This is a genomic window from Bradyrhizobium sp. Ash2021 (assembly GCF_031202265.1).
Lineage (GTDB): Bacteria > Pseudomonadota > Alphaproteobacteria > Rhizobiales > Xanthobacteraceae > Bradyrhizobium.
Map to the genome: position 1 here is coordinate 7375474 of NZ_CP100604.1, position 15976 is coordinate 7391449.

The window sequence follows — 15976 nt, forward strand, 5'->3', positions numbered from 1 at the left end:
AGCGTCGAAGCGTTGCGATATTCTCGAATCGGCCTGATTCGCGGCATGCGAAGCGGGCCTTGTGGTCACCGCGTTCCCTTCAAGTCTCAACGGCCCAATCCAGGGCCCCCGCCAAAGGCGGAACCCGCGACCATGCTCCCCGGCTTTCGTTTCCTGTTCGCCGCGATCGTCCTGTCGATGTCGGTCCTGGTCTTCGGGCTTGGCGCGGCGGCGCTGTTGCGGGCCGCGCATGAGCAATTTGCCAGCATGCCGTCGCGACAGCCACCGCCTGAAACCGTGTTTGCGCAGCCGAGCGAAGCGCCAGCGCCAACACTGGCGCTGCTGCGCGTCGAGCCGCCGGTCGAGGAGATTACGCCGGACAATGTTGCCGTGGCTGCGGCACCAACCGAGCAGGCCGCGGATGCCGCGCCGCCAGCAGAGCCCGAGAAACTGGCGGCGCTGAAGCCGGAGGACGCGTCCCCGCCGGAGGCGGCGGACATCTCGACTGCAGCAACACCGCCCGACATGCCGGCCGCCCCGGCTTCAGCCGAGACGCCCGCTTCAACCGACGAGCCGAAGCTCGCCGCGATCACCGAAACGCCGCCACCGGTCACCGAAACTGCGCCGCCGGTCACTGAAACCGCGCCGGTGGCGTCCGGGCAACCGGCCGTCATGCCCTCGCCCGAAACCAGCATCGCAGCGACCAGGATCGCCACGCTGGGCGGCCCAGCGGTCACGATCAATCAGGCCACAGCAGCAAAAGCCGACGCAACACCCGCAGGGAAGCGGGCGCAGCGTGCCCGGGAACGCCGGCGCATCGCACGGCGCGCGCGCATTGCGCGACAGGCAGCGGCGGCTCAGCCACAAGCCAATCCGTTCGCACAACCCGCCATCACGCCGAGAGCGCGCTAGCGAAGCGCGAGGTCAGGCGCGCTTCCCGCAAATTTCGCCGGCGTAGCCTTACTGCTCGACGAACGAAATATTGCCGACGACCGCTTTCGCGTCCGCGGCCGGCGCCTTCGCCGGAACGATCGTCACCGCGTGCTCGGCCTTCAACAGACCCTTGGCATCGAGATTGGCGGCAATGTCGGTGATGTCGAAGCTGATCGACCGGGCGACGTCCGCGTGGTCGTGGTCGTCGCCATGCGCAACCGCAGCGAAGAAATTGAAGGATCCGACATAGTGGCTGTTGACCGGATCGGACGGCGGATTGTCGGGCAGATCGAGATAGACGCGGAACAGCGTCTCCGGCTGCGCATCGGCCTTGAAGTCGTTGATGACCAGATAGACCCGGTGATTTTCCGGCAGGGCTGAAAGCCTGGCGGACAAGGGTGACGCCGCGGTCGAGGGAGATGCCGCAGCCTGCAGGCTGACGCGAACCGGCGCAGCGCCGAGCGTCACCGGTCCACTCTGCGTCTTCGCCACCGTCACCGGAGCCGCGGCCGCCGCAGGCGCGAGCGACTCGGCAACCGACGCGACGAGCTTCGTACCGATCAGCTGATCATATTGGTAATCGCACTTCTTGGTGTTGGTGTAATCCTTCACGATCGCCTTGACGCCCTTGCCGTCGGGGCCGGCGAATATGAAGACCTTGCTCTGCCACGCCGCGGTGTTGGGATTGGCGTGACCGGCGTTGTTCCAGCTCGCCCAGATGCGATCGATGTTGCAGTGATGCATCCAGAAGATCGGGTCGTTCGCGGCCCAGGGGATCTGGCCCATGCCCTGGCTGTTGCCGGTGAAGACGTGCACGTTGCCGTGGAGACCGAAGTCGAGCGTCTGGTTGAAACCTTGTATCGCGCCGCTCGGCAGATATTGGGTTTCCGCCATCGCCGGCGCAGGACTCATATCGCTAGCGGAACCGCCGGCGGCGAAGATCGGCTGCCCTGCATTGGATGTCGGATTGCGGTTCGGGCGATACAGCGGCCCCCACAGCGGGTCGTTCTGCATGCGGAATTCCTTCGGCACGGCATAGCCGGCCGGCACCGTATAATTCCAGTATGGCAGCGTGAACTTGGGATCCTTCAGGACCGCGCGGATGATCTCCTCGAAGTAGCAGACATACATCCGGTGCCACGGGCAAAAGTACGGCTCGCCGGAGGCCGCGAAGTGCCCTTGGCAGGTGTTCCACATCTCGGTTGCAAGTGTCTTTTGTGGTGATGGGTTGGGTCCGAAGATCTGCGTCAGCGCCGCCGCCTTGGTGGTATTGGTCGGCACCGCGTGCGTGTACCACTGGAAGGTCCAGCTCAGGGGATCCTTTGGCGGTAGCGCCATCATGAGCTTCACGGCTTGGGCATATTTCTTGAGCATCACCTGGCCGTTCGGCGAGGCCAGATTGTACCGGATCGACGTTGCGGCATTCGCCTCTCTGATGGAGCCGGGCAATAGGCTCGCGCCTGCTCCGGCAAGCCCGCTGACGACGAGATGACGACGCGACAGCTCCGCCATGTCTACCTCCCTCGGTTGTGATGATCCGCGCGATCGCGCGCAGACTACCGCATCGAGGGTGTCGACACAACAAAATGCAATCTTTAATTGCTATATCAAATTGCCGGTTGCTGCGTCATTTGGCTGCAGAGATTCTTGTTTTGACGCGTTTTCTTCACGCGAACCGGTGTCCACTTCGCTTGAAAACGCTCCAAGCAGCCTACTGCTCGACCAGCGCGACCTCGGCGATGACAGGCTTGGCGCTGGCACGGGGCCTACCGGCCGGAACGATCGTTACGGTTGTATTGTCGCCCAGCGAATGGCGCGACTGCAGCGTCCGGAGAAGCGCGGTCACGTCGAAACTAAGAAAGCGCGGATCGGATCGCGCGGCTCCCACGGCATGGAAGAAATTCAGTGAGCCGACATAATAAATCGCGTCGGGGCTTGGTGCGACGCCCGGCGGCAGCCCGAGGTAAATCTGGTAGATCGTCTCCGGCGGCTCGTCGGTGCCGAGCCCTCTGGCGACGAGATAGACCTTGCGGTTCTCGCCGACGCTTGCGACCCGCGCGGACAGCGCCTTGCCGGCAGCCGGCGGCGCAAGCGTCACCGCCACCGGTTCGGCGCCGAGCGCGACCGGCGAACCGGCCGAAGTCGCGAGCGTTTCGACATGTTCAGCGGCCACCGCGTTGACACCCGTGGTCATGGCCGCGACCGCGGCCGGCAAGAGCAGCCAAAAGGCCCATCGACCTGTCCGCATGATCCGACACCTTGGGCAGCGCGCGTTCGGCTGCCGTGCATCTCGGATGTAATACCGCAATCGCGGCACCACCCTTGCTTGCGACCACCGGTCGCAGCAATTTTCCGTGAAGCGGCCGGTGTGCGTCACTCAGGCCGGGCCGGTCGCAACCGGCGGTCCGCTGGGCAAACCCCATTCGGCCCACGAGCCGTCATAGAGCGCGGTGCCGCGTACGCCGAGGCGATACAGCGCCAGCGTCAGCACCAGCGCGGAGACGCCGGAGCCGCAGGTGGTCACGATCGGTTTCGTGGTGTCGACCCCGGCGCCGGCAAATGCCTTGCGCAGATCATCGAGCGATTTCATCGCGCCGGTCCTGGCGTCGAACAATTCAGCGTAAGGCACATTGCGGCTGCCGGGAATGTGGCCGGAGCGGGAATCCGGCCGCGGCTCAGCGACGGTACCTTCGAAACGCCCGCGCGGGCGTGCATCGACCAACTGCTCGGCGCGCGTTTCGATATTGGCGAGCACTTGCTGCTGGCTCCGGATGTAACTGGGATCGAGCCTGGCTGTGAACTGTCCCGGTTTCGGCGTGACCTTGCCGGATTGGGTCGCGCGGCCTTCGCTGGTCCATTTCTTCAAACCGCCATCCAGCACCTTCACGTTGCGATAGCCGAACGACAGGAACATCCACCACGCCCGCGGTGCCGCGACCCAACTGCCGGAATCGTAGGCGACCACGGTATCGCCGGTGGAAATGCCGAGCGCCGCCACATCGCGCGCGAACTGCCCGGCGTCGGGATACATGTGCGGCCGCGGGTCATTGTGATCGGAAACCGCGTCGACATCAAAAAATGCCGCGCCCGGAATATGCGCCACGAGATAATCATCCAGCGGCAACGGCAGCACGCCCGGCAGCTTGAACGAGGCATCGATGATCTTGATCTTGGGATCATCAAGATGGGCGGCGAGCCAGTCGGTGGAGACCAGCGGATCGTCGGTTAAGGTCATGTGTGCAAATCCTCGTTGTCATTCCGGGATGCGCCGGCAGGCGCAGACCCGGAATCCAGAAGTTGTTCCAGGAGATTCCGGGTTCGCGCTGGCGCGCGCCCCGGAATGACGAAGTGAGAGAGCGAAGGCGCGTCAACCTCAGCCCTTCTTCTTAGGTTCCCACTTTTCGATCGGCCCGCCGGCGTCACGCCAGGCGGCAAAGCCGCCGCCCATATGGGCGACCGGCTTCAGGCCCATGTCCTTTGCGGTCTTGGCTGCCAGCGCCGAGCGCATGCCGCCGGCGCAGTGGAAGATGAATTTCTTGTCTTCCTGGAAGATCGGTTTGGCGTACGGGCTCGCCGGATCGATCCAGAACTCCAGCATGCCGCGGGTGCAGGAGAACGCGCCGGGAATCCTGCCGTCGCGCTCGATCTCGCGGGGATCGCGGATATCGACGATCACGACGTCGGGACTCTGCGCGGCCTTGATCGCGTCCGCCGCGCTGACGGTCTCGATCTCGGCATTGGCTTCGTCGATCAGGGATTTGATACCGCGGTGAATGGTCTGGGGCATTTTGCATTCCCTCTCAATTTTTCTTGGCCGTCATTCCGGGGCGATGCCACCGGGTCCGCGCGAAGCGCGGCCCGATGACAGGCTCCGCATCGAACTGGGTGCGCAATTGCGCACCTGAGAATCTCGAGATTCCGGGTCTGATCCTTCGGACCATCCCGGAATGACGGATGTCACCGCACCAGTTCCTTCATCGCGCCTTCCAGTCCCTCGATCGTGATCGGATACATGCGTTCCGAGAACAGGCGGCGGATGATGGTGGTGGATTCCGAATAGTCCCAGTGTTTCTGCGCCACCGGATTGAGCCACACCGCATGCGGATAGGTGCGCGTGATGCGATCGAGCCAGACCGATCCGGCCTCTTCATTGACGTGTTCGACCGAGCCGCCGGGGACCATGATCTCGTAAGGCGACATCGAGGCGTCGCCGACGAACACCACCTTGTAGTCGTGCGGATATTTATGCAGCACGTCCCAGGTCGGCGTGCGGTCGGTGAAGCGGCGCTTGTTCTGCTTCCAGACGCCTTCATAAAGGCAGTTGTGGAAGTAGAAATATTCCATGTGCTTGAATTCGGTCTTGGCCGCCGAGAACAGCTCCTCGACCTGCTCGATATGCGAATCCATGGACCCACCGATGTCGAAGAAGACCAATACCTTGACCGCGTTGCGCCGCTCGGGGCGCATATGCACGTCGAGATAGCCGTGATTGGCGGTCTCCCTGATCGTGGTGTCGAGATCGAGTTCGTCCGGCGCGCCGGTGCGGGCGAACTTGCGCAACCTGCGCAGCGCAATCTTGATGTTGCGGATGCCGAGCTCGACATTGCCGTCGAGATCTCTGAACTCGCGCTTGTCCCACACCTTCACCGCGCGGTTGTTGCGGTTCTTCTCCTGCCCGATCCGCACGCCTTCCGGGTTATAGCCGTGGGCGCCGAACGGCGAGGTCCCGGCGGTGCCGATCCATTTGTTGCCGCCCTGATGCCGGCCCTGCTGCTCTTTCAGGCGCTGGCGAAGCGTCTCCATGAGCTTGTCCCAGCCCATCGCCTCGATCTGCTTCTTCTCTTCCTCGGTGAGGTATTTTTCCGCGAGCTTCTTCAGCCATTCGGCCGGAATGTCCGCCTTCTCCATCGCGTCCAGGAGGCTTTCCAGTCCCTTGAACACGGTGCCGAATACGCGATCGAACTTGTCGAGGTTGCGCTCGTCCTTCACCAGGGCGGCGCGGGAGAGGTAATAGAAATTCTCCACTGTCTGCTCGGCGAGGTCGGCGTCGAGCGCCTCCATCAGCGTCAGATATTCACGCAAGGTGACCGGGACCTGGGCGTCGCGCAGCGATGTGAAGAATTGCAGGAACATGCTCTCTAGATTGCCCGCCGGGGGGCCCCCGTCAAGGGCCGCCGCCACGGTAAAGCCCGCTGGCAGCTATTCAGTTCCGACAAACAATCCGCAACGACTTGCTGCGCGCGATGCATTCCGCGGGGCGGAAACAGTCCGCCCTTGCGCGAAGTTGCCTCCAACATTGTTTGAAACGGCCTATGCGGAATCCGCGGTAGACCTGCCGGCTTTTTCCACTAGTATCAAAATGAAACCTATCCATACGGGGTATTATGAAATTTACCGGTACCAAGGACTACGTCGCCACTGACGATCTCAAGATCGCCGTCAACGCCTCGATCGTGCTCGAACGCCCGCTGCTGATCAAGGGCGAGCCCGGCACCGGCAAAACCGTGCTGGCCGAGGAAGTCGCCAAGGCGCTCGGCGCGCCGCTTCTGACCTGGCACATCAAGTCCACCACCAAGGCGCAGCAGGGTCTCTACGAATACGACGCGGTGTCTCGGCTGCGGGACAGCCAGCTCGGCGATGCCAGGGTCTCCGACATCTCCAACTACATCAAGCGCGGCAAGCTGTGGGAAGCCTTCACCCACGACAAGCGTCCGGTGCTGCTGATCGACGAGATCGACAAGGCCGACATCGAATTCCCCAACGACCTCTTGCTCGAGCTCGATCGCATGGAGTTCTTCGTCTACGAGACCGGCGAGAACATCAAGGCGAGCCTGCGCCCGATCGTGATGATTACCTCGAACAACGAAAAGGAACTGCCGGACGCGTTCCTGCGCCGCTGCTTCTTCCACTACATCAAGTTTCCCGACGCCGACACCATGAGCCGGATCGTCGACGTGCATTTCCCGAACATCAAGAAGCGCCTGGTGGAAGAAGCGTTGCGGATCTTCTTCGAGGTGCGCGAAGTGCCGGGCCTGAAGAAGAAGCCCTCGACGTCGGAGCTGCTCGACTGGCTCAAGCTGCTGCTCAACGAGGACATCACCCCGGAAATGCTCCGGGAGCGCGATCCGCGCAAATTGATCCCGCCGCTGCACGGCGCGCTGCTCAAGAACGAGCAGGACGTGCATCTGTTCGAACGGCTGGCGTTCCTCAGCCGCAGGGAAGTGTAATTCGCCACTGAAGGTGCCGAGGCTTAAGTCCCGGCACCTCAGTTATGCGGACGCAACAAACAAAAGATCAGGGAATATGAACGTTCAAAGCCAAGTTCACACAACTGCGCCCGGCACGACCGAGCATTTCGACGTCCTGATCGCAGGTGCCGGCATCTCCGGCGTCGGCGCCGCCTATCATCTGACCACGCAGTGCCCGGGCACGAGTTTCGTCGCCCTCGAAACCCAGAAGACTTTTGGCGGCACCTGGAGCACCCACCGTTATCCCGGCATCCGCTCCGACAGCGATCTCCACACGTTCGGCTACCGCTTCAAGCCATGGACCAGCGCGCCGATCGCGAGCGCCGCCGAGATCCTCAAATATATGGGCGATGTGATCGAGGAGAACGATCTTGCCCGTCACATTCGCTATCGGCACACCATCACCTCGGCGAAATGGTCGAGCGAGCAAAATCTCTGGACCATCGAGGCTACCCGAGGAGACACCGGCGAGACGGTTCGTTTCACCACCAACTTCTTCTGGATGTGCCAAGGCTATTACCGCCACACCGAAGGCTATACGCCGGAGTGGAAGGACATGGCCAGGTTCAAGGGCCCGATCGTCCATCCGCAGAAATGGCCCGAAGACTTCGACTACAACAACAAGCGCATCGTCGTGATCGGCTCGGGTGCCACCGCCGCGACGCTGATCCCGGCGCTGGCGAAGGACTGCGCGCATGTCACGATGCTGCAGCGCTCGCCGACCTATTTCCGCACCGGCCGCAACGCGATCGAGATCGCCGAGCAGCTGCGCCTGTTGCAGGTCGACGAGACATGGATCCACGAAATCACGCGCCGGAAAATCCTGTTCGATCAGGACGCCTTCACCCGCAAGACGTTTGAAGAACCCGAGGCGGCCAAGAAGGATCTGCTGTCCGCGGTCGAGGCTTATCTGGGCAAGGATTACGACATCGCCACCCACTTCACGCCAAAATACCGGCCGTGGCGGCAGCGCATCGCCTTCATCCCCGACGGCGATCTGTTCCAGGGCATCAAGTCCGGCAAGGCCTCGGTGGTCACCGACGAGATCGACCGCTTCACCGAGAAGGGCATTCTGCTGAAGTCGGGCAAGGAACTGGAAGCCGACATCATCATCACCGCGACCGGCTTTAATCTCAGCGCCAATGGCGACATCGAATTCGCCGTCGACGGCAAGAAGCTGGATTTCGCCGACACCGTGACCTATCGCGGCATGATGTTCACCGGCGTGCCCAATCTGGTCTGGGTATTCGGCTATTTCCGCGCCAGCTGGACGCTGCGCGTCGATCTGGTCGCCGACTTCGTCTGCAAGCTGCTCAACCACATGAAGCAGACCGGCGCCAGGAAGGTGGCGCCGGCGCTGCGGCCGGAAGACCACAACATGCCGCTGCTGCCCTGGATCGATCCAGAGAATTTCAATCCGGGCTACATGATGCGCGGCATGCACCTGTTGCCGAAGCGCGGCGACAAGCCGGAATGGCAGCACAACCAGGATTACTGGGCCGAGAAGGACGAATTCCCGGCCATCGATATGAACGACCACGTGTTCGTGTACGACTAGCCACGCCAATCACCGGACAGCTGCTCGGCTATGGCCTGCCAGATTTCTGAACCGCTCCCCGCCCGGGAGCGGTTTTTTATTACCCAGGAACATCCTTCCCGAATATATGTATACTTTAAAGGTATGGTATAACCTCTGTATTCTCTTATTTGCGCTAATCGTAATATTTCTGTATACATATTGAACTTGTTTTGTCGTACGGGAGTTCAGCCATGCCGACACCCTTTCCGCTCAATGCCTGGTACGCCGCCGCATGGGATGTCGATCTCAAGCACGCGCTGTTTCCGCGAACGATCTGCGGCAAGCATGTCGTGATGTACCGCCAGTCCAACGGGCAGGTATCGGCACTGGAGGATGCCTGCTGGCATCGCCTGGTGCCGCTGTCGAAGGGACGGCTCGACGGCGACACCGTCGTCTGCGGCTATCACGGGCTGAAATACAATTCGCAGGGCCGCTGCACCTACATGCCCTCGCAGGAAACCATCAACCCGTCGGCCTGCGTGCGATCCTATCCCGTGGTCGAACGCCATCGCTTCATCTGGCTGTGGATGGGCGACCCGGCACTGGCCGATCCGGCGCTGGTGCCGGACATGCACTGGAACGACGATCCGGACTGGGCCGGCGACGGCAAGACCATCCATGTGAAATGCGACTACCGGCTCGTGGTCGACAATCTGATGGACCTGACCCACGAGACCTTCGTGCACGGCTCCAGCATCGGCAACGAGCACGTCGCCGAAGCGCCGTTCGACGTCACCCATGGCGAGCGCACCGTGACCGTGACGCGCTGGATGCACGGCATCGAGGCGCCGCCGTTCTGGGCGGCGCAGCTGCAAAAGCCCGGCCCGGTCGACCGCTGGCAGATCATCCATTTTCAGGCGCCCGGCACCGTCAACATCGACGTCGGCGTCGCCCCCGCGGGCACCGGCGCCCCCAAAGGCGACCGCTCGCAGGGCGTCAACGGCTTTGTGCTCAACACCATGACGCCGGAGACCGCCACCACCTGCCACTATTTCTGGGCCTTCGTCCGCAATCACCGCCGTACCGAGCAGAAGCTGACCACCGAGATCCGCGAGGGCGTCGCCAGCATTTTCCACGAAGACGAAATCATCCTCGAAGCGCAGCAACGCGCCATCAGCGAGAACCCGGACCGCACCTTCTACAACCTCAACATCGACGCCGGCGCGATGTGGGCGCGGCGCGTGATCGACAGGATGGTGGCGAAAGAGACCTCGCCGCCGAACGCGCAAGCCGCGGAGTAGAACCATGAGCGAAAGCTACTCCGAACGGTCGGTCTCGCAGACCGTGCGCGCCCAGCTGGCGCTGCGCGACCTGATCCTGTCCGGACGGCTGCGGGCGAGTGAACGCATCTCCGAACTGCAGGCGGTCGAAATCACCGGCGTGTCGCGGACGCCGGTGCGGCTGGCGCTGGTCCGGCTCGAAGACGAAGGCCTGCTGCAGGCGATTCCCTCCGGCGGCTTCATGGTGAAGGCGTTCACCGAACGCGACATCCTCGATTCGATCGAGCTGCGCGGCACGCTGGAGGGCCTCGCCGCCCGCTTCGCCGCCGAGCGCGGCGCCAGCGCCCGCAGCCTCGAGCCGCTGAAGGAATGTCTCGCCGACCTCGACCAGCTGGTCCGGCAGGACCGCGTTTCGGAAGAGGTTTTTTCCGCGTACGTGACCTTGAACGCACGCTTTCATGCGCTGCTCACCGAGTTATCCGCCAGCGCGCCGCTGATCCGGGAGATCGACCGGGTCTCGGCGTTGCCGTTCGCCTCGCCGAGCGGGTTCGTGATGGCGCAATCGGCGTTGCCCGAGGCGCACCAGATCCTGCTGATCGGGCAGGATCATCATCGCATCGTGCTGGACGCGATCGAGAACCGCGAAGGCGCGCGCGCCGAAGCCGTGATGCGCGAGCATTCCCGCCTCGCCGCGCGCAATCTGCGGCTGGTGCTGCGCAATCGCGGTCATCTCGACTTGCTGCCCGCGCTGGCGCTGCTCAAATCGGCGACCGCCGAATAGCGAGGAAACACCGCCATGCGTTTTGCCGAGCAATGGAACTGGTGCACCGTCGAGGGGACAACCGACGTGACACCAATGATCCGCGAGCTCAAATTGCGTCCCGATGGCGGACAAGTCACCCCCTACCCGGTCGGCAGCCATATCGGCGTCGCCGTGCTGGTCGACGGACAACCGCAGCGGCGCTGCTATTCGCTGGTCGGCGACCGCGATCCGGAGCGGTATCGCATCGCGGTGCGGCTGGCACCGGACAGCCGCGGCGGCTCGCGCGGGATGTGGAATTTGAAACCGGGCGCGCGAATCGAGATTTCCAGCCCGGCCTCATTGCTCGACATCGACTGGAACAGGCAAAATTATTGCCTGATCGCGGGCGGCATCGGCATCACGCCGATCGTCGGCATCGCCAGCGCCTTGCGCCGCCGGAACATCGACGCCCGCCTGCACTACGCCGTGAAGTCGCGCGCGGAAGCCGCCTATCTCGACGAGTTGTCGGCGATGTTAGGCGACCGGCTGATCGTTCACGCCAGCGACGAAGGCGTGCGGATCGATCTCGACGCCACCTTCCGCGCCCTGCCGGATGACGCCATCGCGATCATGTGCGGGCCGATGCGGATGCTGGAGGCGGCGCGGCGCGCCTGGAACAACGCAGGCCGCCCGCCCGCCGATCTCCGCTACGAGACTTTTGGCTCCAGCGGACTATTGCCGACCGCGGAATTCCGCGTGCGGCTGAAGAATTCGGACACCGAGCTGGTGGTGCCGCAAACCAGCTCCATGCTCGACGTGCTGAACGAGGCCGGCTTCGAGGTGATGTCGGACTGCCAGCGCGGCGAATGCGGGGTTTGCGCCGTCGACGTTGTAGCGATCGACGGCGAGATCGATCATCGCGACGTCTTCTTCAGCGACCAGCAGAAGCGCGACAACCGCAAGATCTGCCCGTGCGTATCGCGCGCGGTGGGCGTCGTCACCATCGACACGCTGTACCGGCCCGAAGCAATCTGACCCTTAGTCTAACGCAATTCCACTTCGCTGGCCCCATCCTTCGAGACGCGGCGAAGACGCCGCTCCTCAGGATGAGGTCCGAGATAGCTTCATAGCCTTTCAGGATGAGGTCTCAGACCCTCATGGTGAGGAGCGCATCTTCGCGCGTCTCGAACCATGAGGCCACGGGAAAAGCGGCAATGCTTCAAGCAACCGGAAATCGCTCAAGACCTACTGTGCGAACTTCACCGCCTCCGGCGCGGCCTTGCCGCGGATCATGTCGGAGGCCTTGTCGGCGATCATCAGCGTCGAGGCGTTGAGATTGGCCGAGATCATCCGCGGCATGATCGAGGCGTCGACCACGCGCAGGCCCTGCAGCCCGTGGACGCACAACTGGTCGTCGACCACGGCCCATTTGGCGTCCGCCGGACCCATCCGGCAGGTGCAGCCGGGATGGAAGGTGGTGGTGCCGCGCTGGGTTGCCGCCGCCAGGAATTCGTCGTCGGACTGCACGTTGGGGCCGGGAAAATCCTCATAGGCGTAGTACTGCGCCAGCGGGCTGGAGGCGAGCAGCCGCCGCGCCAGCTTCATGCCGGCGACGACGACGCGGCGATCGAGTTCTTCGACGAGATAATTGGTCTGGATGATCGGCGGCGCAAACGGATCGGATGAACGGGCGCGGACATAGCCGCGGCTCTCCGGCCGCTGCTGCCAGGACGCGATGGTCATGCCGGGCTCGTCTTCGAGCTGACCCTGCACGCCTTCCTTGTAGCTCGCCGGCGTAAACGTCAGCTGCAGGTCGGAGCTTTCGGTGGTCTCGCCGGAATGCCAGAAACAATACACCATGGTCGGCGACAGCGAGAGCAGGCCGCGCCGGGTCGTGGCCCATTTCAGCGCCTCGACCCATAGGCTTAACCCCCGCCGGAGTTCGTTGATGGTCCTGATATTCTTGACGCGCGCGACCGAACGCGGTGCGTAATGATCCTGCAACCCCTCGCCGACACCGGGCAAGGCGTGACGCACCTCGATGCCGAGCGATTGCAACAGCTCCGGCGATCCGACGCCGGACAATTGCAAGAGCTGCGGCGAGTTGTAGGTGCCGCCGGACAGAATGACTTCCTTGTTGGCGCGCACTTCAACGGGCACGCCGCCCTTGCCGCCTTTGATGTAGCGCACGCCGACCGCGCGCTTGCCTTCGAGGATGATGTTGGTCACATGCGCGTGCGTGCGCACATGGACATTCGGCCGCTTCCGCGCCGGATGCAGGAACGCGGTCGCCGCACTGACGCGCAGGCCGTTTTGAATGGTGCGCTGGGCGTAGGAGACGCCCTCCTGGATTGCGCCGTTGTAATCGGGATTTCGGGGAATGCCGAGGCTGATGGCGCCGGCCATGAATGCCTCGCACAGCGGATCCTGCCAATCCATCGTGGTAACGGTGAGATTGCCGTCGCGACCACGATAGGTTTCATCGCCCTCGCCGACGCGGCGCTCCAGCCGCTTGAAATAGGGCAAGATGTCCGGATAGCCCCAGCCGCGATTGCCAAGCTGCGCCCAGGTGTCGAAATCCTGGCGCTGGCCGCGGTTGTAGATATGGCCGTTGATCGACGACGAGCCGCCGAGCGTCTTGCCGCGCGGCGCATAGATGCTGCGGCCGCCGGTCCACGGACCGGGCTCCTGCTGGTAGGCCCAGTTGACGCTCTTCATGTGGAACGTCTTGATGAAGCCGGCCGGCAGATGGATGTAGGGATGCCAATCGCTGGGCCCCGCCTCGAGCACGCACACGCTGGTGCGGGAATCCTCGCTGAGCCGGTTGGCGAGCACGCTCCCCGCGGAGCCTGCGCCGATAATCACGTAATCGAACGTTTCCATCGTATCGTTTCTAACGCGGCTGAAGAATTTACCGCGCCTTTTCGTTGAGTTGGTAGTTGAGATGCGCCTTCACCGTCGGCCATTCGCTGGCGATAATGCTGTACACGACGGTGTCGCGCAACGTGCCGTTCGGCGCAATCGAGTGGCTGCGCAAAATGCCGTCCTGCTTGGCACCCAGGCGTTCGATGCCGCGGCGGCTCTGGTGATTGAAGAAATGGGTGCGGAACTCGACCGCAATGCAATCGAGGTACTCAAAGGCGTGCGTCAACAGCAGCAATTTGCACTGGGTATTGACGCCGCTGCGCTGCACACGCTTGGCGTACCAGGTTGAGCCGATCTCGACGCGGCGGTTCGTCGTATCGACGTTCATGTAGGTCGTCATGCCCGCGATCCGGCCGTCGGCGTCGAACACCGTCCACGGCAGCATCGATCCCGCCGCCTGCAGGCCCAGCCGGCGGTCGATTTCCTTAAGCATGCCCTCGGCGCTCGGGACGGACGTGTACCAGAGCTTCCAGAGCTCGCCGTCCTTCACGGCTTCGGTCAACCCGTCGCAATGATCCTGCGAAAGCGGCTCGAGCCGTGCATGCGTGCCGTAGAGGGTAACCGGTTCAAGCCATGGCATGTAGTACTCCGCTCCTTAGGTCGTCATTGCGAGGAGTGAAAGCGACGAAGCAATCCATTCTTTCCTGCCGCTGCGCGATAGATTGCTTCGCTTCGCTCGCAATGACGTGGATAGTAATCGTTTCCACTATCACTTGTTCAGAAAATTCAGCGCCAGCCCGGGCCGCGCCCAGTCCATCGCGATCAGTTCGCCCTTGCCGGAGAGCGTGATGTAGGCGGTCTTCAGGTCGGGCCCGCCGAAGGCGATATTGGTGGTGACGCGGTCGCCGGTCGGCACCTGCTCGACCAGGGTGCCATCGGGCGCGATCACGGAGATGCAGCCCGAGATCAGCGTCGCCACGCAGACATTGCCGGACGCCTCGACCGCCAGCGAATCGAACATCTGGTAACCGCCGAGGCCCGCGATCGGTTTGCCGCGTTCGCCGCGATAGATCACGTCGCGCGGCTTCACCGTGCCGGGCTCGGAGATTTCGTAGGCCCACAGCCGCGCGGTCGGGGTCTCCGCGATATAGACGGTGTGTTCGTCCGGCGACAGTCCGATGCCGTTGGCGGGCAGGATACCGTGCACGCCCTCGACGATCTCCTTCATGCCCGGCTTGATGTAATAGAATGCGCCGACATCCATGTCGCGGGCGCGCCGCTTGCCGAGATCGGAGAACCACAGCCCGCCATGCCTGTCGAACACGAGATCGTTCGGCCCCCGCAAGGCATGCTCGCCGCATTTGTCGACGACGGTCTCGACCTTGCCGCTCTGCAGATCGACGCGCTGGATCGAGCCCCCGACATAGTCGTCGGGCTGCGGCCCCGGCATGATGGTATTTTTGGTCGGAATCCAGCTGAACCCGCCATTGTTGCAGATGTACATCTTGCCGTCGGGCCCAAGTGCGGCGCCGTTCGGCCCGCCGGGAATTTCCGCAACGACCTCCTTGCGCCCATCCGGATAAACCCGCGTCAGCCGCTTGCCGCGAATTTCGACCAGCACCACGGAGCCATCCGGCATCACCACCGGCCCTTCCGGAAACTCCAGATCGGTGGCGAGAACGCGGACATTGGCCATGAAATCCTCCCGGCTTGCTTCTGGCTGCAGGCGGACTTCTGGCTCGATCCCGCACGCGCAACAATTCGTTGCGCGATGTTATGGCAAAGTCGCTATTGCTTGCCAAGCAATCACCTGAGATGATTGTGCAGAGCAGCCCGGCGCTGCCGTTGCATCGCCGTCTGCGGTGCAAGAAGCGAGCACGTGCATGAGCTACGCGCCGAAGATCGTCCTGCAACTGCCCGTGTCCAACACTGACCTCGTGCCTCCTTTCGTCGAGGCGTGCCTCCGAGATGGCGTCACCCTGATTGCCATCGTCGGCGAAGGCGCCAGTAAGATGGACGACGTAATTGATGAACTCGTTGTGGCAGACGGCTCGGACAAGAGCCGCTTCATCAACACCACGTTTCATCCCAATGAGACGGTCGAGGAAGTTATTGAATTCGCCCGTAGGTGGGAGGAACACCTGGGCCCCCCCGTCGAACTGCTAAAACTATGATATAGTTCGTAGGGCGGATTGGAGCCGAAGGCGTAATCCGCCGCGGTGGGAGCGCATCAAGCGCGACTGAGCCCTCCTTCCAGCGAAAATTGGCCCGCCGACCGCGTGCGCGAAAAATCGAAATTTGTTTGCGATTTCAGCGTGATTTGGCCTGTCCAGACCTCGCGCGAAAAATTATCCGCTTGTCTCGTCGGGCAAATCAGTGATTTGACTCCGCGCGTCTCACCCGACAAGAG

Annotated in this window: 15 protein-coding genes; 7 read left to right on the plus strand and 8 right to left on the minus strand. The window is 62.8% G+C overall.

The window, feature by feature from the left end; translation table 11 throughout:
- Positions 1-132: 132 nt before the first annotated feature.
- Entirely contained in the window at positions 133-891 is a 759-nt protein-coding gene (locus NL528_RS35550; RefSeq protein ID WP_309179030.1) for a hypothetical protein, read from the plus strand.
- A 48-nt stretch (positions 892-939) separates the two neighbouring features.
- Here NL528_RS35550 and NL528_RS35555 read toward each other — a convergent pair whose 3' ends face one another.
- From NL528_RS35555 to NL528_RS35575, 5 genes are all read right to left on the minus strand, one after another.
- Positions 940-2424, minus strand: a complete 1485-nt coding sequence (locus NL528_RS35555; RefSeq protein ID WP_309179031.1) for a tyrosinase family protein — start codon at positions 2422-2424, stop codon at positions 940-942.
- Between the two features lie 199 nt (positions 2425-2623).
- Positions 2624-3160, minus strand: a complete 537-nt coding sequence (locus NL528_RS35560) for a hypothetical protein (protein WP_309179032.1) — start codon at positions 3158-3160, stop codon at positions 2624-2626.
- Positions 3161-3289: 129 nt separating this feature from the next.
- Positions 3290-4147 carry a 3-mercaptopyruvate sulfurtransferase gene (gene sseA / locus NL528_RS35565; protein WP_309179033.1) on the minus strand — a complete coding sequence of 286 codons (858 nt, stop codon included), beginning with the start codon at positions 4145-4147 and terminating at the stop codon, positions 3290-3292.
- Positions 4148-4285: 138 nt separating this feature from the next.
- Complete coding sequence (locus NL528_RS35570) at positions 4286-4699, minus strand: rhodanese-like domain-containing protein (protein ID WP_309179034.1); 414 nt, start codon at positions 4697-4699, stop codon at positions 4286-4288.
- 170 nt (positions 4700-4869) lie between these two features.
- Positions 4870-6045 (minus strand): VWA domain-containing protein, encoded by a 1176-nt coding sequence (locus NL528_RS35575; RefSeq protein ID WP_309179035.1) that lies wholly within the window; start codon positions 6043-6045, stop codon positions 4870-4872.
- A gap of 251 nt (positions 6046-6296) precedes the next feature.
- Here NL528_RS35575 and NL528_RS35580 point away from each other — a divergent pair, with 251 nt between their 5' ends.
- The 5 genes from NL528_RS35580 to NL528_RS35600 all read left to right on the plus strand — a co-directional run bounded on the left by NL528_RS35580 (position 6297) and on the right by NL528_RS35600 (position 11736).
- The gene (locus tag NL528_RS35580) at positions 6297-7139 is read left to right on the plus strand and encodes a MoxR family ATPase (RefSeq protein ID WP_309179036.1); all 843 of its coding nucleotides are present in this window, start codon (positions 6297-6299) and stop codon (positions 7137-7139) included.
- A 76-nt stretch (positions 7140-7215) separates the two neighbouring features.
- Positions 7216-8718 (plus strand): NAD(P)/FAD-dependent oxidoreductase, encoded by a 1503-nt coding sequence (locus NL528_RS35585; protein WP_309179037.1) that lies wholly within the window; start codon positions 7216-7218, stop codon positions 8716-8718.
- 212 nt (positions 8719-8930) lie between these two features.
- Positions 8931-9980: an aromatic ring-hydroxylating dioxygenase subunit alpha gene (locus NL528_RS35590; protein ID WP_309179038.1), complete on the plus strand. Its 1050-nt coding sequence runs from the start codon at positions 8931-8933 to the stop codon at positions 9978-9980.
- 4 nt (positions 9981-9984) lie between these two features.
- Positions 9985-10740 carry a GntR family transcriptional regulator gene (locus NL528_RS35595; protein ID WP_309179039.1) on the plus strand — a complete coding sequence of 252 codons (756 nt, stop codon included), beginning with the start codon at positions 9985-9987 and terminating at the stop codon, positions 10738-10740.
- A gap of 15 nt (positions 10741-10755) precedes the next feature.
- Positions 10756-11736, plus strand: coding sequence for a PDR/VanB family oxidoreductase (locus tag NL528_RS35600; RefSeq protein ID WP_309179040.1), 981 nt, complete (start codon positions 10756-10758; stop codon positions 11734-11736).
- Positions 11737-11946: 210 nt separating this feature from the next.
- Here the strand turns inward: NL528_RS35600 and NL528_RS35605 are convergent, their stop codons facing one another.
- The 3 genes from NL528_RS35605 to NL528_RS35615 all read right to left on the minus strand — a co-directional run bounded on the left by NL528_RS35605 (position 11947) and on the right by NL528_RS35615 (position 15262).
- The gene (locus tag NL528_RS35605) at positions 11947-13584 is read right to left on the minus strand and encodes a GMC family oxidoreductase N-terminal domain-containing protein (RefSeq protein WP_309179041.1); all 1638 of its coding nucleotides are present in this window, start codon (positions 13582-13584) and stop codon (positions 11947-11949) included.
- Between the two features lie 28 nt (positions 13585-13612).
- Entirely contained in the window at positions 13613-14206 is a 594-nt protein-coding gene (locus NL528_RS35610) for a GNAT family protein (protein ID WP_309179042.1), read from the minus strand.
- A 129-nt stretch (positions 14207-14335) separates the two neighbouring features.
- The gene (locus NL528_RS35615) at positions 14336-15262 is read right to left on the minus strand and encodes an SMP-30/gluconolactonase/LRE family protein (RefSeq protein ID WP_309179043.1); all 927 of its coding nucleotides are present in this window, start codon (positions 15260-15262) and stop codon (positions 14336-14338) included.
- A gap of 187 nt (positions 15263-15449) precedes the next feature.
- Here NL528_RS35615 and NL528_RS35620 point away from each other — a divergent pair, with 187 nt between their 5' ends.
- A complete protein-coding gene (locus NL528_RS35620) occupies positions 15450-15740 on the plus strand; it encodes a hypothetical protein (RefSeq protein ID WP_309179044.1) in 291 nt (96 codons plus the stop codon).
- The last annotated feature ends 236 nt before the right edge of the window (positions 15741-15976 follow it).